Source organism: Glycomyces tenuis DSM 44171 (genome assembly GCF_000427885.1).
Taxonomy (GTDB): domain Bacteria; phylum Actinomycetota; class Actinomycetes; order Mycobacteriales; family Micromonosporaceae; genus Glycomyces; species Glycomyces tenuis.
In genome coordinates, this window is sequence record NZ_ATYW01000023.1 from 22,877 (window position 1) to 42,575 (window position 19,699).

Genomic DNA, 19,699 nt, shown 5'->3' on the forward strand with positions numbered 1-19,699 from the left:
CCCTGCGGTCGTCAGCTTACGGTGGAGGTGAGTGTCCGCGGGGGAGATCGAATCCACCGACCTCTACCGGGGGCCCGCCGACACGGTACCCGACAACCTACACCTATTCGCGGTCTGAGGTATCTTCGGCCGAGCTGAAAGCCGTGCACGCCACCCGGAGGCTCTGTGAAGATCGTCATCGCTCACAACCGGTATTCGTCGGCGCAGCCGTCGGGTGAGAACGTGATCGTGGATTACGAGATCGGGGCGCTCCGGGAGGCGGGCGTGGAGGTCGTGCCGTTCCTGCGCTCGTCCGACGAGATCGGCGGTCTTGCGCCGCATAAGAAAGCGATGCTCGCGATTTCCCCAGTGCACGCGGCGGGAACGCAGCGGGAGCTGGCGGCGCTGCTGGAGCGCGAGCGCCCGGACATTCTCCACCTCCACAATCCGTATCCGCTGCTCTCACCCTCGGTGGTGACGACGGCGCACCGCGCCGGGGTGAAAGTGGTGCAGACCATTCACAACTATCGGCACGACTGCGTGAACGGGCTGTACTTCCGCGACGGGCACGACTGCCGCGACTGCCACGGGAAGCGCTGGAACGGCCCGGGTGTGCTGCACGCCTGCTACCGGGGGTCGCGGCCGCAGAGCGCGATCATGGCCGCGGCGCTCGGGGTCCACCAGGGGACGTGGAAGACGGTGGACAGGTATATAGCACTGACGGACGCGATCGCGGACTTCCTGCGAAGCATCGGCATCGGGGGCGAGCGGATCCGGGTCAAGCCGAACGCGACAGCCGACCCCGGTCGGGTGCCGCTGGGCGAGGGCTTCCTGTTCGGGGCGCGACTGGTGCCGGAGAAGGGCGTGGAGCTGCTCCTCGACGCCTGGCGGCGGGCCGATCTGCCGGGCGGGACGCTGCGCGTCGCGGGCGACGGGCCGCTGCGCCCGCTCGTGGAGGAGGCCGCGGGCGAGAGCGGCGTCGAATACCTGGGCCGGCTCGACGCGGAGGGCATGCGGGCGGCCGTGGCCGCTTCGGCGGCGATGGTGATCCCCTCGATCTGGCAGGACATCCTCCCGACCACGGGCCTCGAGGCGCTCGCGAGCGGCAGGGCGATCGTCGCCACCCGCATGGGCGGGGCGCCTTTCATAGCCGGAGCCGACACCGACGCCCCGGCGGGAGTGGCGGTGGAGCCGACTCCGGAGGCGTTGGCGAGCGCACTGGAGACGGTGGCGAAGGACCCGACATATGCGGCGAACGCGAGGGGAAGATACGAGTCGACCTTCTCCCCCGGCGTGGTCCTGGACCGGCTCATCGCCATATATGAGGAGCTGCTGCACTGAAGGCGGGCCCGCGGGCCCGGCCGATGGCGTCGCCCGCCGCGAGAAGCGCCGCGCGGGCGACCCGGCCCGGCGCCTCAGCGCAGGGTGGTCCGGCTCGCGGCGGCGATGCTCGCCAGGAGGAACAGGCCGTTGACCGCGCCGAAGCACAGCATGACCGCGGCCATCGCCTCCGGCCACAGCAGGGCGAGGGCGATCACGATGATGACGAAGCCGTAGTCGCGCACCAGTTTGACCAGGCGCACCGCCAGGCCGGTCGACTTGACGAGCGAGACGCCGTCGTCCTCTTTGGCCATCACCGAGGTGACGAGGTTGGTCATCCACAGCGCCGCGAAGGCCGCGCCGCACCACGCCGGGACGCCGGGCGCGTACGCGTCGGTCACGGCCACGACGACCGCGACCACCGAGGTCTGGATCGCCACGTCGCACAGGATGTCGACGCGCGCGCCCGCCTCGGAGCCGGTCTTCGTGACGCGGGCGAGCTGGCCGTCGGCGCAGTCGAGCATGTAGGCGATCTTCCAGAGCACCAGCGCCGCGAGCGCCACCGGCCACCATGGAGCGCCGTCCCGCGCGGCCGGGATGTACGCGATGACGCCCGCCGAGGCGGCCAGGCCGAGGAGCAGGTTGAGCAGCGTCAGATGGGTCGGCTTCAGGCCGAAGCGGTATGCGAGGGAAGCGAACACGGCTCCGCCTCGCTGGTCGAGCATGGTGATCATGCCGCCGCCCCGGTTGGCGGCGAGGAAGTCGGCCGGCCCCGGCCGGGATGGGCGCTCTTCGGTCACGCGCTGATACTACTCGTCCGCTGGTAGCGCACCCACCGTTGCCAAGTGAGACCCGATTGTGTCAGTCTTCTGACACCACTGGGAGTAACCGATCCCTAATATGTGCGTGAACCGATCATTTGGGATGAAACGGTATTCCCTCTGGTAGCCGTGAAGTGACCTACCGCTTAATGTTGATGGACCATCGATTCCTGGGGAGGAAACATGGGCGACGAGGTGAGCGGTCCTGCCTTGGCGCGTTGGGATCAATCCGCATACCAGGCGAAACTCCAAGCAGGACGAGAGGCCCTCGCGCAGCTCCTGGCCGATCGGCGTCTCGACCGAGGACGGCCCCTCACCGGCATCGAACTGGAACTCGACCTCCTTGAGCGCAACGGGGATCCGGCGTTCGCGAACGAGACCGTCCTGCAGTACCTGCACACCGAGGGCGACGAAGAGGCCCTCTACAGCGCGCAGCACGAACTGGGCGCCTTCAACATCGAGCTGAACCTCCCTCCCAGGCTGCTCGACGGCGCCGGGATCTCCTGGTACGAGAGCGACCTGGCCGTCGTCCTCTCCGAGGTGCGCGAGGCCGCGGGCAAGGCCGGCGTCTACTGCTGCCCCATCGGCACCATGCCGACCCTGTTCACCGACCACATGGGAGTCAACACGCTCTCCAGCGCCAAGCGCTACCGGGTCCTCAACGACGAGATCATGGCCGCGCGCGGCGAGGACGTCCACATCGACATCGCCGGAGCCGAGGCGGTCGACTTCTCGTGCCCCAACATCGCCCCCGAGTCGGCCAACACCTCCGTGCAGTTCCACCTCCAGGTCACCCCCGAGGACTTCCACCGCTACTGGAACACCGCGCAGGCCCTGGCGGGGATCCAGATCGCGCTCGGGGCCAACTCCCCCTACCTGTTCGGGCGGCAGCTGTGGGCCGAGACCCGCATCATCCTGTTCGAGCAGGGCACCGACACGCGCCACGCCGCCGAGCGCGCGGCCGGGGCGATGCCGCGGGCCTGGTTCGGCGAGCGCTGGATCGACAGCGTCCTGGACCTGTTCGACGAGAACTACCGTCACTTCGCGCCTCTTTTACCACTGTGCGACGCCGAGGACCCGCTCGCGGTCGTCACCGGCGGCGGTGTGCCGAGCCTCCAGGAGCTGCGCTTCCACAACGGCACCATCTACCGCTGGAACCGCCCGGTCTACGACATCAGGTCGGGCCGCCCGCACCTGCGCGTGGAGAACCGGGTGCTCCCGGCCGGGCCGACCCCGATCGACATCTGCGCGAACATGGCGCTGTTCTACGGACTCACCGTGTACTTCGCCGACCGCGACGAGCAGCTGGCCGACCGGCTCGACTTCGCCGAGGCCGCGGCGAACTTCCGCACCGCCGCCAGGCACGGCATCCACGCCGACCAGGTCTGGCCGGGACGCGGCCGCGTCCCGGCCCGCGAGCTCGTCGTGGAGCTGCTGCCGCTGGCCGCCGAGGGGCTCGCGTCCCTGGGCGTGGTCCGCCGCGACGCCGAGCGCTTCCTCGCGGTGATCGAGCAGCGGTGCCGCCGCGGGGTCAACGGCGCGTCCTGGCAGGTCGCGAGGGTCCGGGTGGCCGAGCACCGCGAGCGCCTGGAGCGGGCCGACGCCCTGCGGGCGATGGTGCTCGACTACGCGGCCCAGTCGGCCGACGGCCGCCCCGTCCACGAGTGGGAGGTCTAGGACTCCTCTTTCTCGGCGTCGGGCTCGGCGTCGGCGAGCTTGCGGCGGGTCCGCTTCGCGGCCTTCCTGGTCCGCTTCGGCTTGGTCTTCGTCTCGGTCCTGGTCTCCGCCTCGGCGGTGACGGTGCCGCCCTCGCCGACCGGCTTGAGCTCCTGGACCCAGTCGACGTCGGGGTCCGAGGGGGCCTCGGTGCCGGAGGCGGGCAGGTCCTTCGTGTCGCCGCGCTTCGTGTCCGAGTAGGCCGAGCCGGGCGCCTCGGGCACGGTCCAGCCCGGCGCGGTCTGCACGAGCGACTCGGTCCGCTCGCGCTGCTCCTCGGCGGTGTCGTCGATCTGCCCGCCCGCACGGGGGATGGCCGAGACGATCAGCGAGCCGAGGAGTCCGGCGATGGCCGCGTAGGGGCCGACGAGCATGACCGCCATCGACTCGGGGTCGTCGGCGCTCCACGGGTTGGCGACGAGGTGGGCGACGGTGACGATGAGCGGCCCGGCGATCCCGGAGGCCGCGGCGATGCGGTAGCCGGAGTTGGTGATGGGGCCGCGCCGGGCCAGGGCGGCGACGACGGCGCCGATGAGGGCCGAGCCGACCACGAACGGGACCGCGATCGAGAAGCCGCGGCGGCCCAGCATCGAGTCGGGGCTCGCCCACGAGCCCCACACGGCCAGGTCGATGACGGACGCCGAGGACGTGGCGGGCTCGCCGATGTCGGTGAACCGCGCCAGGATCGCGAAGACCCAGATCAGGACGACCGAGGCGCCGACGTTGACCGCGACGGAGCGCGAGCTGAGGCCGATGAGGGTCAGCACGAAGCCGACAGCGGCGCCGACGCCGGAGGCGATCAGCGGCTCGGTGGGGAACGAGGAGGACACGGCGTTCTGCTCGGCGGACAGGGCCACGAGCGGGCCGACGGCGAAGGCGCCGACCGCGGCGGCGAAGACCGCGCCGAAGCGCACGCCCGGTGAGCCGGACGCGGCGCCGCGTCCGCCGATGACGCCCGAGGCGAGGCCGCCGACCACGCAGGAGGCGGCCGCGAACCAGGCGACCCAGGCGAGGTTGGCGTTCCAGCGGTAGTCGAGGACGGGATCGGTGGAGCCGGGGGAGGCGTCGGCCCAGGACAGCAAGCCGAAGCCGTAGGCGAGGCCGAGCTGGGCCAGCGCGGCGCCCGCGGCGACGGCGAAGCCGAGGCCGAGCGCGCTGCTCGCTGATTTAGGTGACATACATCGCACGGTACTGCGTGTACGCAATGGAGTCTCGCACGGCCGATCGCGTCACCTCGGACCGGCCTCACAGGCGGCAAACGCAGGTGAGCGAAGACGCGGGCGCCGGTTATGCTCGGGGTGCCAAGGCCACCTGCCCGGTCGCCGTGCTCAGACCATGCCGATCGACAAGGAGCATCAATGACCGACGCCTATGAGGCACTCACCGCGAACCTCGCGGCCGCCGACCCGGAGATCGAGCGGCTCATCGAGGCCGAGGGACGCCGCGAGTCGGAGAAGATCCGGCTCATCGCCTCCGAGAACTACGTCTCCGAGGCGGTCATGCAGGCCACCGGGTCCATCCTGACGAACAAGTACTCCGAGGGCTACTCCCGCAAGCGCTACTACGAGGGCCAGCAGCTCGTCGACGAGGTCGAGGAGCTGGCGATCGCCCGCGCCAAGGAGCTGTTCGGCGTCGAGCACGCCAACGTGCAGCCCTACTCCGGGAGCCCCGCGAACCTCGCCGTCTACCTGGCGTTCCTCAAGCCGGGCGACACCGTGATGGGCATGGGCCTGCCGATGGGCGGGCACCTGACCCACGGCTGGAGCGTCTCGGCGACGGGCAAGTGGTTCAACGCCGTGCACTACGGGGTCCGCGAGGACACCGGCCGGATCGACCTCGACGAGGTCGCCGAGATCGCCCGCCGAGAGCGCCCGAAGCTCATGATCTGCGGCGGGACCGCGATCCCGCGCACGATCGACTTCGAGGGCTTCGCGGCGATCGCCGCCGAGGTGGACGCGGTGCTCATGGCCGACATCGCCCACATCGCGGGGCTCGTGGCCGGCGGCGCGCACCCGAGCCCGGTGGGCCACGCGCCGGTCATCACGACCACGACGCACAAGACGCTGCGCGGCCCGCGCGGGGCGATGATCATGACCGACGCCGAGCACGCGAAGGCCATCGACAAGGCGGTCTTCCCCGGCCTCCAGGGCGGCCCGCACAACCACACGACCGCGGCGATCGCGGTGGCGCTGCGCGAGGCGGCCCGCGAGTCGTTCCGCGCCTACGCGCACCAGATCGTGGCGAACGCGAAGGCGCTGGCCTCGGCCCTGAACGACCGCGGCTACGACCTGGTCTCGGGCGGCACGGACAACCACCTGATCCTGGTCGACCTGAGCGGCAAGGAGATCGGCGGGAAGCCCGCGGCGAAGGCCCTGGACGTGGCCGGGATCGAGCTGAACTTCAACACGGTGCCGTTCGACAAGCGCAAGCCGTTCGACCCGTCGGGGCTGCGCATCGGCACCGCCGCCGTGACCACCCGCGGCATGACCGAGGGCGACATGGAACTGGTGGCGAACTGGATCGACCGGGCGATCGGCGCGGCGAAGGCGGAGAAGGACGCCGAGCTGGACGTGATCGCGGGCGAGATCCGCGAGTTCTGCAGGGCCTATCCGATTCCGGGCTGGCGCGCCTAGGCGGCACAAGCGCATGAGCGAGGGCGCCCGGTTCTTTCGGAACCGGGCGCCCTCACCGTGTCCCCGAAGGCCGAGGGACCTCAGCGGCCCGCGAGGAAGGCGGTCCTGAGGAAGTCGCGGTAGACCGCTGCCGAGGCGCGGAGGGCGACGGTGGCGTTCGGCGGTTCCGGGCACCAGGGCCGGGTGTCCACCACGAGCTCGCCGAGTGTCCGGCCGCCGGTCGTCTCGACGCTCACGAAGGCCTTGACCTGCTCGGTGATGGCCTCCGGTCGCACCAGGTAGGCGAGGCACAGGGGGTCGTGCACGGGTGAGGCCGCTTCGCCCTCGCCTTCGACGGCGGCCTGGTCGTGCCGGATTCGGTGGCGGATGAGCTTCGCGGCCCCCGCTGCGGCGGGGGTGCCGATCTCGTCGAACTCGTCGCAGTCGGCGAGGGACAGCGGCGCGCTGTGCGTGGCGTCGAGGGTGACGATGACGACGTCGCGGATACCGGCGGCGAGGACCGCTTCGGCCGCCTCCGGGTCCACCCAGAAGTTGAACTCGGCGGCCGCCGTCACGTTGCCGTTGGCGTGCGCCCCTCCCATGATCACGAGCCGGGGGATCCGCTCGGCGAGGCGCGGTTCCGCCGCGAGCGCGAGTGCGACGTTGGTCAGCGGCCCGGTGGCCACGAGTGTCACATCGGCGTTGGCGTCGTCCATGTACGCGTCGACGAGGAAGGCGGCCGCGGACCGCTCCGTCTCGGCGGTCGACACCGCGTCGGGGAAGTCGAGGCGGGCCGACTGGAAGTCGCTGCCCTCGTTCAGGACGTCTCGCGGGATCGGGAGGTCGGGCCGCGCGAAGGGCCGGGCGGCGCCCCGATAGACGGGGACCTCGGCGCCGACGTGGTCGAGCGCGCGCAGCGTGTTGTCGGTGACGTGTTCGAGCGCGACGTTGCCGTTGACGGTGGTGATGGCGATCGCTTCGAGCTCGGGGTGCGCCGCGGCCGCGAAGATCGCGATCGCGTCGTCCGAGCCGGTGTCGCAGTCGAGTATGAATCTCGTGGGCAACGGTGGCTCCTTTTCTCGACGGGCCGGTGCGGCGGTGGGGATGGCGAAACGCGCTGGCCTCGGTGGGCTCAGCGCGTCGCGTGTGTGTTCTTCGGATTGTGCTGTCAGGCCGGCACCTTGTGGGTGCGCTCGTGCCTTCGCCTCGCTAGGCGGCGCGGGTCAGCGAACCGCGCTCGACGCGGTTGGCCATCCGGCGGAGGGCGGCGGCGGTGGAGACGCGGACCTTGTCCTGGGCGGTGACGCCGGGGACGTAAGGCTTGTTCGCGCGACCGTCGTCGACGACCGGAGCGTTCGGCAGCGCCGAGAGCGCTTCGGTGTTGGAGGCGTCGACTGCGAGGTAAGCACCTACGAGCTCGTTCATTGCTCTTCCTTCCCGGCAGGGTGTGCCGGATAGTGATTTCTGGGGGGATGACCGCTCGTCGATGACGCCATTGTCGACGGCGGCGGGCCGATGCTTCGGCATCGGGACCGGGGGGCTTGAGGCCAGATCGGGATTGCCGCGTCTTCGCTGTGCCTCCCGGCTTCGATACCCATCATATGAGGTGCTTTACCGAGAAATCCAGGGATTTCGCGTGGGTCACATGTATCGCGCACCACTGTCTACAAAGATCTGAGTTACCGTTCGGTTATCGAATTCGACGGGCTCGTCACGCGCGGGTGGCGGTAATCTGGCGCCATGCGGGACTTGGGCGTCCGAGTGGGCCATTGGACGGGCGAGCGCACCGGTTGCACGGTGCTGCTGTTCGCCGAGCCGACCCTGGCCTCGGGCGAGGTGCGGGGCGGGGCCCCGGCCTCCCGCGAGATCGAGCTGCTCGACCCGGTCCGCTCGAACGCCGGGATCGACGCGGTCCTGCTCACCGGCGGTTCGGCGTTCGGGCTCGCCGCCGCCGACGGGGTGGTGCGGTGGCTCGCCGAGCGCGGCCACGGGGTCGCCACGCCCGGCGGGGTGGTGCCGATCGTGCCGACCCTGGGCCTGTACGACCTCGACGGCTCCGGTGTCGTTCCGCAAGCGGCCCAAGGCTATGCCGCGTGCGAGGCCGCGGACGGCGAGGCGGCGCTCACCGGGCCGGTGGGCGCCGGGCGCGGGGCGACGGTCGGGCAGTGGCGCGGGGCGGCGCTGCCTTCCGGCCTGGCGTCGGCCACGCTGCGGCTCGGGGAGCTGGTCGTGAGCGCCGTGGCGGCGGTCAACGCCTTCGGCGAGCCGGGCCCGCTCGACCGCGGGCTGCTCGAACCCGAGGGCTTCCCCGTCGGTTTCGGCCGCAACACCACGATCGGGCTCGTCGCCACGAACGCGCGGCTGGGCAAGGTCGAGTGCCACCTGCTCGCGCAGGGCGCGCACGACGGCCTGGCCAGGGCGATCAGCCCGGTCCACACCCGGATGGACGGCGACGCCTTCGTCGCGGCCGCGACGGGGAAGGTGGAGGCCTCGCCCGACGTCGTCCGGGCGCTGGTGGTGGAGGCGGTCGCCGAGGCGATCGGCACGATGGGGCCGGCCTCGCGGTCGTGAACCGGCCACGTCGCCTCGGTCGAGCTCGACGCGATCGGACCACCTGCGGCCGCCCGTAGCGAGGGCCGCTCGGAGAACGATGGCGAACAACGGTTCCATCGCAGTGCGAACCGCAATATGATCGGGGTCACTGCCCGAAACGCCTTCGATTGTGAGGTGCTCACATGATCGAGCTCTCCGGTCCGATCGTCACGACCTTCGTCGCCTACCTGCTGCTCATGGTCCTGATCGGCGTCTGGGTCTACAACCGCACCAAGACCCTCGCCGACTTCGCCCTCGGCGGCCGCCGCCTCAACGCGCCCACCGCCGCGCTCTCCGCGCAGGCCTCCGACATGTCCGGCTGGCTGCTCATGGGCCTGCCCGGCGCCATCTACGCCTTCGGCCTCGGCGAGGCCTGGATCGCCGTCAGCCTCGCCGTCGGCACCTACCTCAACTGGCTGTTCGTCGCCCCGCGCCTGCGCACCTACACCGAACGCGCGCACAACGCCATCAGCCTCTCCGCCTACCTCGAATCGCGCTTCGAGGACCGCACCCACCTGCTGCGCGTCGTCTCGGCGCTCATCATCGGCGTGTTCTTCACGATCTACGTCGCCTCCGGCCTCGTGGCGGGCGGCCTGCTGTTCGAAGAGATCTTCGGCGTCGACCCGACGCTGGCCATCACCGTGGCCGTCGTCGTCATCGTCGCCTACACCTTCCTCGGCGGCTTCCTGGCCGTGTCCTTCACCGACTTCATCCAGGGCCTGCTCATATTCCTGGCCCTGGTCGTCGTCCCGCTCATGGTCATCGGGACGCTCGGCGGCTTCGACGCGCTCTTCGGCGGCGTCGAGGAGACCCATCCGGACCTGCTCAACTGGTTCGCCGAGCCCACGTTCGAGAACGGGGCCTGGGGCGACGGCTCGGCGCTGTCGTTCGTCTACATCGCCGGGCTGCTCGCGTGGGGCCTGGGCTACTTCGGCCAGCCGCACATCCTCGCGCGGTTCATGGGCATCCGCTCGGCGCGGGACGTGCCCGTCGCCCGCCGCATCGCCACGACCTGGGTGCTGATCACCCTCTCCGCGACCGTCGTCATCGGCCTGGCGGGCATCGCCTACTTCGAGGAGCCGCTCGACAACCCCGAGACGGTGTTCCTCTCGCTCACGCAGGAGCTGTTCAACCCGTGGATCGCGGGCATCCTGCTCTCGGCCGTGCTGGCCGCGATCATGTCCACCGCGGACTCCCAGTTGCTGGTGGCCTCGACCGCCGTCACCGAGGACTTCTACCGCCGGTACCTCCGGCGCGAGGCCCGCGACGCGGAACTGGTGTGGATCGGGCGCGGCGCCGTCGTCGTGGTGGCCGTGATCGCCTACGCGCTGGCGCTCCAGGGCGGCACCGTGCTCGACATCGTGGCCTACGCCTGGGCCGGATTCGGCGCGGCCTTCGGGCCGATCATCCTGCTGTCGCTGTACTGGTCGCGCATGACCTGGCTCGGCGCCCTCGCCGGGATGATCGCCGGCGCGGGGACCGTGATCGTGTGGGAGGCGCTCGCGTCGCCGGGCGGGGTGTACTCGCTGCTGCCGGGCTTCGCCGCCGGTCTCCTCGCCGCCTGGGGGTTCGGCATGGCGGGCCGCCGCCCCGAACGCGAATGGATCGGCGCCTACCACGAGGAGGACGAGGCCGAGACGGCCGCTCAGTAGGACTTGCGGGCCCGTTTCATCTGGTACATCGCCTGGTCGGCGGCCCACAGCGTCTGCGCGGGGTTGCCGCCGGGCACCAGCCGGGCCCAGCCGATCGAGACGTCGACCGGCGTGCCGGGGACCGAGTACTCCCAGTTCTCGGCGGCCACCGCCACGCGGATGCGCTCCGAGACCGCGTCGGCGTCGACCTCGTTCGCGCCGGGCAGCACCAGGATGAACTCGTCGCCTCCGGTGCGCGCCAACAGGTCTCCTGAGCGCACGACGCTCGACAGCAGCGCCGCCACCCGCTGGAGGATCGCGTCGCCCGCCTGGTGGCCGTGCGTGTCGTTGACGGCCTTGAAGCCGTCCAGGTCCAGCACCGCGATCATGCCGTCGCCTTCGACGTCGGCGAGGAAGGAGTCGAGCCGGCGCCGGTTCGGCAGCCCGGTCAGGTCGTCGGTGTTGGCCCGGTCGGCCCAGCCGGCGGCGGCCTGGCGCAGCTGGTCGTGGTCCACCAGCGCCGCGGCCGAGTCCAGGTAGATGGTGTGGAACTCGTTGATCTGCTTGTACAGCGCGTACGTGGTGGCGTGGGCGGCCAGGATCGACTCGGCGTGGTCGCCCTTGGCGACCAGCGCGAGGGAGCGCAGGTGCTCGGGCTCCATGACGCCGACCGTCTCGTCGCCGATCTCGCGCTCCTCGAGCGTCGACAGGGCCTCGGGCCCGCGGCCCTGGGCGATGAGCCGCGAGGCCCGCGCCAGCGCGCGCAGGTCGAGCGCCTCGGCCGAGGAGGTCGTGGGGGACAGCATCTGCTCGACGGTCCACCGCTCGGAGAAGCCGAGCAGGCTGAGGCGGGCGAGCGCGTAGTGGATCCACTCGAGTTCGCGCTTGTCGAGCTCGTGCAGGTGGGGCTTGACGCGGCGCAGCTCCTTGCCGAGCAGGCCGATGCAGGCGTGCGGGTCGCCGCTGTAGTAGCACAGCAGGGCTTCGCGGACGCGGATCTCGACGCCCTCGACCGAGGAGCGCGGGATGCCGATGCGCTCGGCGAGCATGTGGCACTGGTCGAGGGCCTCGGTGGACTGCTGCTGGTAGCCGCAGTTGCTCATGACGACGGCGAGGTCGTACCAGGCGTCGACGGCGGCCTGGCTGGCCTCGTTCATCGAGCGCAGGGCGCGGCGGGCGAGCACGAGGTGCTGGGCGGTGAAATGGAGCGACTTGACGTGGTGGTGGTGGTACCAGGCGGCGAGGGCGTGGAACTTGCCGGTCAGCCGGTAGTCGCGGCAGCGGCGGACGGCGGAGTTCGACTGGTCGAGGGTCGTGGGGATCTTGGCGATGGCGCGCTGGTCGATCTGGCCTTGGAGGATGAACAGCCAGGCCTGGGCCCGGCGCTGCGCGGTCGATGCGTTGTAGGCGATGGTGGTGGCGCTGTCGACGGCCTCGGACACCCGCCCCGATCCCATCAGCGTGCGCAGGCGACGGTATTCCTCGACATAATCACGCGCAGGTGTGGTCTCCCTCCATGGCGTCACAGCCCTATCCTGCCACCCTGAGGCGGATATAGCTAGTGCACTGCTCGCTTTCGCGGAGGGCGCGGCCCGATGCGCATGGGCACGAATCGATCCGCGCGCGGCCGGGGTGCGACCGGGGCGCCGTGCGCTGGGCCTTCACGTCTCAGACCGGCCATGTGAGGACCGTTTCGGCGTTAGAGTGAGGCGGAACGCACCTGTGGCGAGGGGAGGTGTGGGCCTTGTTCTCGAGGCTCCGCGGCGACTTCGTGGACATCGTCGAGCGGCCCGAGGAGGCGCTCGGCGCCCGCGTCTGGCGGTTCCCCAGGTACGACAACGAGATCAAGACGGGCGCGCGGCTGATCGTGCGCGAATGCGAGGCGGCCGTGCTCGTGGCCGAGGGGCGGGTCGCGGACGTCTTCGGCCCCGGCGCCCACACGCTCGAGCCCGATCGCCTGCCGCGGCTCTCCTCGCTCCAGGACTGGCCGCGCGGCCGCAATGCGCCGTTCCGGGCTGAGGTGTACTTCGTGGCCTCGGGGCCCTTCGCCGACCTCGAGTGGGCCGCGCCGGAGCCGGTGCGGGTGCACGACCCCGAGTTCGGGCGGCTCGGCGTGCACGCGGCGGGGGTCTGCGAGGCGCGGGTGGCGAACGCGGCGCGGCTGCTGCGCGAGAGCGCCGCCGCCGAGGAGGCCGACCCGGCCGAGGCGCTCGGGGCGTGGCTGCGCGGGCGGATCGGGGCGGCGTTCGCCGCGGCGGCGGCGTCGGCGGACGTGTCGGCGCGGGACATGGCGGCCGGGTGCGGCGCGCTCGGGGAGCTGCTGCGCGGGACGGTGGCGAGGCAGTTGGCCTCGGCCGGGCTCGACGTCGTCTCGTTCACGGTCGCGGAGCTGACGCTGCCGCCCGAGGTGGAGGCGGCGCTCGAGGAGCGCGCCGCCAAGGGCTCGATCGGCGACGCGTACACCGAGACCGGGTCCAGGGAGGCGGGCGGGCACCGCGCCGGACGGCCGTCGGCCGAGTGGTACCTCGGGCTGGACGGGCACCAGGTGGGCCCCTTCGGCGAGGAGGAGCTGCGGGAGCGGGCCGCCTCGGGAGAGCTGACGCCGCAGACCCTGGTGCGGCGCTCGGGGCGGGAGGAGTGGTCGGCGGCGGGCGAGCTCCCGGAGCTGGCCGACGTCGTCGACTCGGCGCCGCGGTAGGAGGGGCCGTGGTCGAGCGGATCGCCGCGCCGGGCGCCTGCCGGTGCACCACGTGCAGCGCGGCGCTGGCGGCGAGGGCCGCAGAGACGCTGCTCGCCTGCCCGTATTGCGGCACCGAGCAGCACATGCGGCGGGGGCGGCGCCTCGTCGACCGCGACTGGGCGGCGCTGGAGGCCGAGGCGCGGCGGCCGCAGGAGCTGGTGGTGCCGTTCGCAGTCGACCGGGAGGGCGCGCGGCTGGCGCTGCGGGCGTGGGCGCGGGGGCGGCGCTTCGCGCCGCGGCGGCTCCGGCGGCTCGACCGGGCCGAGACGCTCACGAGCGTCTATCTGCCGCATTGGATGTGGGGGGCGCGGACGTGTTCGCACTACACCGGCGGCCGCGGGCGGCACCACTGGTCGGTGGACGGCCGGGGGAACCGCTTCCGGCGCACGAGCTGGGATCCGGTGCGGGGGACGGTGTCGCGCTCGTTCGCCGAGGTGGCGGTGCCTGCGACGAGGAGCGTGCCGGGGCGGCTGCTGTGGGGTCTGGCGGCCGGGCCCGCGGTGCCGTCGCGGCCGGAGCTCTTGGCCGGGCACCGCGTGGCGGACTGCGACGTGGACCCGGCGACGGGCCTGGCGGAGGCGAAGCTGAAGATGGACGAGCTGGTGCGGCGCGAGGTGCGGCGCGACATCGGCGGGGACGCGCAGCGGGTCCGCGCCGTCGACACGGAGTACGCGGACCTCAACTGCCGTCTGCTGCTGCTGCCGGTGTGGTCGGTGGAGTACACGGCGGGCGGTCGGCCGCGGCAGGTGCTGGTGGACGGCCGGACGGGCGCGGTGAGCGGGGTGCGATCGTGGAGCGCGTGGAAGCTCGGCTTCGTCCTCGCCCTGCCGTTCATTGTGACGGCCGTCGCGTCGGTTATCCTTGCGATTGCGGATTAGTCTCGGATTAGTCTCGATCGGTCCCCACCGCGAGCGGAGCCGGCCTCCCCCGGCGCGGCGACTTGCTCTAAGGTGCTGGACCAATGCAACCCCACCATTGGTCTGCGCGTGTACCCCGCACAGATACCGGATACCCCTGGGAGTAGTAGTGAGCGAGCCGATCAAGCATGCGGCCCGGGCGTCGTCCCCCTGGTGGGCGAAGGCGATGGTGATCGCCGGTGCGATAGTGATGGTCATCTCCGGCGGCGGCGCGCTCGCCACGCAGATCAGCCTGAACCTCGTGAACAACTCCGTGGAGACCCAGGATCTCCTCGGCGACCAGCGCGTCGACAGCGAGGAGGGCGCGGACATCGAAGGGCCGCTCAACTTCCTGGTGCTGGGCACGGACGCGCGGGTGGGCGACGAGGGCGTGGCCCGCACCGACGCCGACATCATCGTCCACATCAACGAGGACCTCACCGAGGTCAGCCTCATCTCGCTGCCGCGCGACCTGCTGGTGGAGATCCCCAGCGGCGTCCCCGCCGATGAGACGAAGCTCACTGAGGCGTTCGCCTACTCCGAGGACTGGGGCGAGTCGTTCCAGAACACCGCCGAGACGATCACGCACCTCACCGACATCCAATTCGACGGCGGCGCGATCGCGAACTTCGAGGGCTTCCTGGACCTGGTCGACGAACTGGGCACGATCGAGCTGTGCCTGTGGCACGAGATCACCTCGATCCACACCGACATCACCTACGACGAGGGCTGCAACCGCTACGACAAGGACGCCGCGCTCGACATCGTCCGCCAGCGCTACGTCTGGGACTGGCCCGAGGACTACGAGAACGGCACCTGGGGCGACTTCGGCCGCCAGAAGATGCAGCAGCACGCCATCAAGCAGCTCCTGGTCGAGGCCAAGGCGCAGGGCTACCACACGAACCCCACCAAGGCCGTCGACCTGCTCAACAGCTTCGGCGAGTCCCTCACGATCGACCTGGGCGGCTACAAGCTCACCGACATGATCACGCAGATGGCCGACGTCGACCCGAACTCGATGATCTCGATCGGCGTGCCGTCCACGGCCGAGGAGATCAACGGCACCTCCTATGTGGTCACACACGAGGGCGAGGAGCAGATCGCGGCCGAGGCGCTGTACCAGGCGGTCCGCGACGACACGATCGCCGAGTGGATCTGCCAGTACCCCGAGTGGACCAGCGGCGACACGAAGCCCGACTGCGGCGGCACGGACGCGCCGAGCGGCGGGGCCACCGAATCGGCGGGCGCGGAGGAGGACGCCGCCGAGGACGCCGGGAATTGATCGGCCGCGTCTGCAACTCCAGTCGGCCGTCAGGGCGTTATACATACCGGACGGCGCCTGTCGACCGATGGAGGGCAGATGGCGATCAAGCGGGCACCCTGGTGGGCGCATGTGATGCTGTACGGGGGCGGCCTGACCATGGTCGTCGCCGGCGGCGCGGCGGCGGTGACCCAGTACGGGGTGCACACGGCGAACACGGCGGTCGAGCAGGAGAACATCCTCGGCGACAACCAGGCCGAGATCGACGCGGACAACATGGAAGGGCCGCTTGACATCCTGGTGCTCGGCGTCGACGAGCAGGGCGGTTCGACCAGATCGGACACCATGATCATGGTGCACGTCAACCGGGAGCTGACCGAGGCCACCATGATCTCGCTGCCGCGGGACCTGTGGGTGGAGATCCCCGACTGCGGGCCCGGCTGGGGCAACAACCCCTGCGAGTTCAAGCTCAACCACGCCGCCTCCATCAGCGACGACTGGGAGGTGACCCGCGCGAACGTCGTGGAGACGATCGACGACCTCACCGGCGTCGAGTTCCACATGGCCGCGACGGCCAACTTCAACGGCTTCCTCGAGATGGTGGACCTGGTCGGCGAGATCGAGCTGTGCCCCTGGCACGAGATCACCTCGATCCACACCGACACGGTCTTTCCCGAAGGCTGCGCCTACTACGACAAGGAGGAGGCGCTGGACCTGGTGCGGCAGCGCAAGGGCTGGAGCTGGGAATCGGACTGGGACGAGGGCCGCGGCGGCGACTTCGGCCGCCAGGAGATGCAGCAGCAGGCCATCAAGTCGCTCCTGGTCGAGGCGAAGGCCCAGGGCCTCCACACGGACCCGGCGGCCCTGACCGAGCTGCTCGACGGCTTCGGCGACTCGCTCACGCTCCACCTGCCGCAGGACGTGACGGTGACGGACCTGGTGGTGAACCTGCGCGACATCGACCCGAACGCCATCAACACGATCCAGGTGCCGTCGAGCGCCGAGACCATCGACCACAACGGGGAGCCGCTGTCGATCGTGCGGACCCACGAGGGCGAGCAGCAGGTCGCCGCCGACGCGCTGTGGGAGGCGGTCGACAACGACACGATCGACCAGTGGATGGCCCAGTATCCCGAGTGGGTCAAGGGCGGCTCATGAGGCCCGTCCGGTCAGCCGTTCGGGAGGATGACCGCCCGCCCGTTGATCTGCCCGTGGTGCAGCCGCTCGTAGGCGCGCGGCGCCTCGTCCAGTGAGTACGTCTCCACGTGCACGTCGACCAGTCCGCTCCGGGCCAGCTCGAAGACCTCGATGAGCTCGTCCCGGCTGCCCCAGTAGGGGGCTCTGACCGTCGCCTCGTAGGGGAGCTCGCCGAAGCCGACCGGCAGCATGCCGCCGCCGATGCCGACGATCACCACGTCGGACTCCACGCCGGCGCAGGCGCCCGCGATGGCGACGGTCGGCTCGGCGCCGACGAAGTCGAACACCGCCTGCGCGCCGACCCCGCCGGTCAGCTCCTTGACGCGCTGGGCGGCGTGCTCGTCGGACATGACCGCGTCGTGCGCGCCGACCTTCCGCGCGAGGTCGAGCTTGTCCTCGTTCACGTCCAGGGCGATCACGCGCGCGGCCGTCAGCGCCCGCAGCAGCTGGACGGCCACGTGCCCGAGGCCGCCGGTGCCGATGACCACGGCGGTGCTGCCGGGCGTCAGCTTCGGCAGCGAGCCCTTGACGGCGTGGTAGGGCGTCAGGCCCGCGTCGGTGAGCGAGACGGTGCTCACCGGGTCGAGGTCCATCAGCTGCACCAGGTGCCGGGCGTCGTCGACGATCATGTACTCGGCGATCGCCCCGGGCGAGCCCAGGCCGGGCGGCCAGATGCCGAGTTCGGCGGCGCGCAGGCAGTAGTTCTCCTCCCCCGCGGCGCATTTGATGCAGCGCCCGCAGCCCCACGGGCCGTAGACGGCGACCGAGTCGCCGACCTCCACGCCCTTGACGCCGGCGCCGACCGCGGCGACCGTGCCGGCGCCCTCGTGGCCGAGGGTGAGCGGCAGCTCGTACGGCATCTGCTCGGCGGGCCAGGACATGACGGCGATGTCGGAGTGGCACACGCCCGCGGCGGTGACCTTGAGCAGCACTTCGCCGGCCCCGGGGCCGGGCGTGGGGACGTCGACGACGACCGGGGCGGAGCCGATCTCGCGGTATTGCAGCGCCTTCATGACGGGTGCCTCCTCGTGGCGTCTCCGATCCGGTCACGGTAGCAACGGGCGTGGCCCTGATGAGGGAAGTTCGCGAAGTCGGGGTGCACCGTCCTGCCTGAAAGCGGCGTTCGGACCCGGCGGCGGACTTTAAGCTCGGAGGCGTGGGCGACGAGACGGGGGCGGTGAAGTCGGAGAGCGTGATCACCGTCGTGGTGGCCGCGCTGATGAACCTCGCCATCGCCGTCGCCAAGCTCGTCGCGGGCCTGCTCAGCGGCTCGGCCGCGATGGTCTCCGAGGCCGCGCACTCGGCGGCCGACACCGTCACCCAGATCATGCTGTACGCGGCGCTGCGCAACAGCGCCCGACCGGCCGATGAGGTGCATCCGTTCGGGTACGGGCGCACCGCGTACCTGTGGGCGGTGCTGGCGGCGGCGTGCACCTTCGTGGCGGGCGGGCTGTTCTCCATCACCCACGGCGTGCACTCGATGAGCGAGGAGGCCGAGACCGGCTTCCTGGTCTCGTACATCGTGCTCGCGATCGCCTTCGTGCTCGAAGGCGTCTCCTTCCTGCGCACGATCCGCCAGCTCCGCTCGGAGTCGAGCCGGTGGTCCACGCGGCCGCTCAGGCTGCTGCGCGTCACGCCCGACACGACGCTCAAGGCGGTCTTCCTGGAGGACTCGGCGGCGCTGATCGGGCTGCTGCTGGCCGCGCTCGGCCTGGCGCTGACCGAGATCACCGGGAACGCGTTCTTCGACGGGGCCGCGTCGGTCCTCATCGGCGTCCTGCTGCTGATCGTGGCGGTGAGCCTGGGGCGGGCGAACATCTCGCTGCTGGTCGGGCGCTCGGTGCCGCCGAGGCTGCGGGAGGTGATCCGCGCCGAGCTGGAGGCGCACGACGACATCACGGGCGTCGGGGAGCTGCTCACCCTCTACCTCGGACCGACCGAGGTGCTCGTGGCCGCCCGGGTCGACTTCCGCGACGCCGCCGGCGGCGCGGCGATCGAGCGGACGGGCCGCTCGGCTGAGGCGCGGCTGCGCGAGCGCTTCCCTTCGATCCGGTACGTCTTCCTCAGCCCGTACGGGCCGTCCGACGGGGACCGGGACGGCTGAGGCGCGGCCGGGAGGCGATCCCGGCCGCGCGCCGTCAGGAGACGTAGCGGACCTCCAGGTTGCCGGTGGTGGTGGTCACGTCGATGACCTGTCCGTTCGTTTCGGAGGGGTCGGTGGCGATGCCGATCTCCTCCGCACCGGTGGTGGAGTCGTACCGCACCTCGTAGGCGGTGCCGTCGTCGGGCACGAGGACGGTCACGTTGCCGGTGGTCGTGGAGATGTCGACGCCGCCGGTCAGCTCGGCGAAGGAGACGGTCACGTCGGCGGTGGTCGAGGTGATCGAGGTGTCGCTCGTGCGGAGGTTCCGGGCGTCGACCTCGCCGGTGGTGGTCTCGATGTCGAGCTCGCCGTCGAGGCCGTCGACGTCGATGTCGGCGACGCTCGTCCGCACCAGCGCAGGGGTGCCGGAGGGCACGGCGGCCGAGTAGTCGACCTCGCACTGGGCGCCGAGCAGCCAGAACAGGTAGTCCTCCCCGCACTGGGCGCGGGCCTCGAAGACGCCGTCGGCGGTCAGCTCCTCTTCGACCTGCGGCTCGGGGCCCTTCCAGTGCATGTCGCTCTCGACGCTCAGCTCCGCGCCGTCGCCGCCGGTCAGGCTCACGCTCCCCACCGCCACGTCCAGGTCCACGCCGGCGACGGACTCGTAGGTCTGGGCGCGGGAGTCGGTCTCGCGCGGCGAAGAGGCGCTCCAGATCAGCACGCCGGCCACGGCGACGACGAACAGCAGGATCACCGCGGTGAGGGCGCCGCCGACGACCAGCCAGGCCTTGCGGCGGGGCTGCTTCGCGGGCGCCTCGGTCGGGGCATCGTTCTCGATGGTGGTCATTCGT

Annotated in this window: 17 protein-coding genes; 10 read left to right on the plus strand and 7 right to left on the minus strand. The window is 71.2% G+C overall.

Annotated elements, in window-relative coordinates; all coding sequences use genetic code 11:
* Positions 1-165: 165 nt before the first annotated feature.
* The gene (locus YWW_RS0121560) at positions 166-1,320 is read left to right on the plus strand and encodes a glycosyltransferase family 4 protein (protein WP_026931730.1); all 1,155 of its coding nucleotides are present in this window, start codon (positions 166-168) and stop codon (positions 1,318-1,320) included.
* Positions 1,321-1,394: 74 nt separating this feature from the next.
* Here the strand turns inward: YWW_RS0121560 and YWW_RS0121565 are convergent, their stop codons facing one another.
* On the minus strand, positions 1,395-2,099 hold the full coding sequence (locus YWW_RS0121565; RefSeq protein WP_026931731.1) for a CDP-alcohol phosphatidyltransferase family protein: 705 nt from the start codon (positions 2,097-2,099) through the stop codon (positions 1,395-1,397).
* Between the two features lie 204 nt (positions 2,100-2,303).
* On the opposite strand from YWW_RS0121565, the gene YWW_RS0121570 reads away from it, so the two are divergent.
* Positions 2,304-3,797 carry a glutamate-cysteine ligase family protein gene (locus YWW_RS0121570; RefSeq protein WP_026931732.1) on the plus strand — a complete coding sequence of 498 codons (1,494 nt, stop codon included), beginning with the start codon at positions 2,304-2,306 and terminating at the stop codon, positions 3,795-3,797.
* Here the strand turns inward: YWW_RS0121570 and YWW_RS0121575 are convergent.
* The gene (locus YWW_RS0121575) at positions 3,794-5,014 is read right to left on the minus strand and encodes a hypothetical protein (protein ID WP_026931733.1); all 1,221 of its coding nucleotides are present in this window, start codon (positions 5,012-5,014) and stop codon (positions 3,794-3,796) included. The two genes, YWW_RS0121570 and YWW_RS0121575, sit on opposite strands and share 4 nt — an antisense overlap.
* 180 nt (positions 5,015-5,194) lie before the next feature.
* On the opposite strand from YWW_RS0121575, the gene YWW_RS0121580 reads away from it, so the two are divergent.
* Positions 5,195-6,469: a serine hydroxymethyltransferase gene (locus YWW_RS0121580; protein ID WP_026931734.1), complete on the plus strand. Its 1,275-nt coding sequence runs from the start codon at positions 5,195-5,197 to the stop codon at positions 6,467-6,469.
* A gap of 80 nt (positions 6,470-6,549) precedes the next feature.
* Here the strand turns inward: YWW_RS0121580 and YWW_RS0121585 are convergent, their stop codons facing one another.
* Both YWW_RS0121585 and YWW_RS0121590 read right to left on the minus strand, forming a co-directional pair.
* Positions 6,550-7,512 carry a nucleoside hydrolase gene (locus YWW_RS0121585; protein WP_026931735.1) on the minus strand — a complete coding sequence of 321 codons (963 nt, stop codon included), beginning with the start codon at positions 7,510-7,512 and terminating at the stop codon, positions 6,550-6,552.
* A gap of 145 nt (positions 7,513-7,657) precedes the next feature.
* Positions 7,658-7,873, minus strand: coding sequence for a hypothetical protein (locus YWW_RS0121590; RefSeq protein ID WP_026931736.1), 216 nt, complete (start codon positions 7,871-7,873; stop codon positions 7,658-7,660).
* Between the two features lie 315 nt (positions 7,874-8,188).
* Between YWW_RS0121590 and YWW_RS0121595 the strand changes: the two genes are divergently transcribed.
* Positions 8,189-9,019 carry a P1 family peptidase gene (locus tag YWW_RS0121595; protein ID WP_026931737.1) on the plus strand — a complete coding sequence of 277 codons (831 nt, stop codon included), beginning with the start codon at positions 8,189-8,191 and terminating at the stop codon, positions 9,017-9,019.
* A 164-nt stretch (positions 9,020-9,183) separates the two neighbouring features.
* Positions 9,184-10,692, plus strand: coding sequence for a sodium/proline symporter PutP (gene putP / locus YWW_RS0121600; RefSeq protein WP_026931738.1), 1,509 nt, complete (start codon positions 9,184-9,186; stop codon positions 10,690-10,692).
* Here the strand turns inward: putP and YWW_RS0121605 are convergent.
* A complete protein-coding gene (locus YWW_RS0121605; RefSeq protein WP_155830319.1) occupies positions 10,686-12,113 on the minus strand; it encodes a GGDEF domain-containing protein in 1,428 nt (475 codons plus the stop codon). The genes putP and YWW_RS0121605 overlap by 7 nt on opposite strands.
* Positions 12,114-12,415: 302 nt before the next feature.
* Between YWW_RS0121605 and YWW_RS0121610 the strand changes: the two genes are divergently transcribed.
* The 4 genes from YWW_RS0121610 (at position 12,416) to YWW_RS0121625 (ending at position 16,726) form a co-directional block, all read left to right on the plus strand.
* Positions 12,416-13,369 (plus strand): SPFH domain-containing protein, encoded by a 954-nt coding sequence (locus YWW_RS0121610; protein WP_155830320.1) that lies wholly within the window; start codon positions 12,416-12,418, stop codon positions 13,367-13,369.
* Positions 13,370-13,377: 8 nt separating this feature from the next.
* On the plus strand, positions 13,378-14,289 hold the full coding sequence (locus YWW_RS32180) for a hypothetical protein (RefSeq protein WP_051326164.1): 912 nt from the start codon (positions 13,378-13,380) through the stop codon (positions 14,287-14,289).
* 148 nt (positions 14,290-14,437) lie between these two features.
* Positions 14,438-15,589 carry an LCP family protein gene (locus YWW_RS0121620; protein WP_026931741.1) on the plus strand — a complete coding sequence of 384 codons (1,152 nt, stop codon included), beginning with the start codon at positions 14,438-14,440 and terminating at the stop codon, positions 15,587-15,589.
* A gap of 78 nt (positions 15,590-15,667) precedes the next feature.
* A complete protein-coding gene (locus tag YWW_RS0121625) occupies positions 15,668-16,726 on the plus strand; it encodes an LCP family protein (RefSeq protein ID WP_026931742.1) in 1,059 nt (352 codons plus the stop codon).
* A gap of 11 nt (positions 16,727-16,737) precedes the next feature.
* Here the strand turns inward: YWW_RS0121625 and YWW_RS0121630 are convergent, their stop codons facing one another.
* On the minus strand, positions 16,738-17,778 hold the full coding sequence (locus tag YWW_RS0121630) for an NAD(P)-dependent alcohol dehydrogenase (protein ID WP_026931743.1): 1,041 nt from the start codon (positions 17,776-17,778) through the stop codon (positions 16,738-16,740).
* Positions 17,779-17,921: 143 nt separating this feature from the next.
* On the opposite strand from YWW_RS0121630, the gene YWW_RS32185 reads away from it, so the two are divergent.
* The gene (locus YWW_RS32185) at positions 17,922-18,869 is read left to right on the plus strand and encodes a cation diffusion facilitator family transporter (RefSeq protein ID WP_051326165.1); all 948 of its coding nucleotides are present in this window, start codon (positions 17,922-17,924) and stop codon (positions 18,867-18,869) included.
* A gap of 34 nt (positions 18,870-18,903) precedes the next feature.
* Here the strand turns inward: YWW_RS32185 and YWW_RS0121640 are convergent, their stop codons facing one another.
* Positions 18,904-19,695, minus strand: a complete 792-nt coding sequence (locus tag YWW_RS0121640; RefSeq protein ID WP_026931744.1) for a DUF4097 family beta strand repeat-containing protein — start codon at positions 19,693-19,695, stop codon at positions 18,904-18,906.
* Positions 19,696-19,699 lie beyond the last annotated feature (4 nt).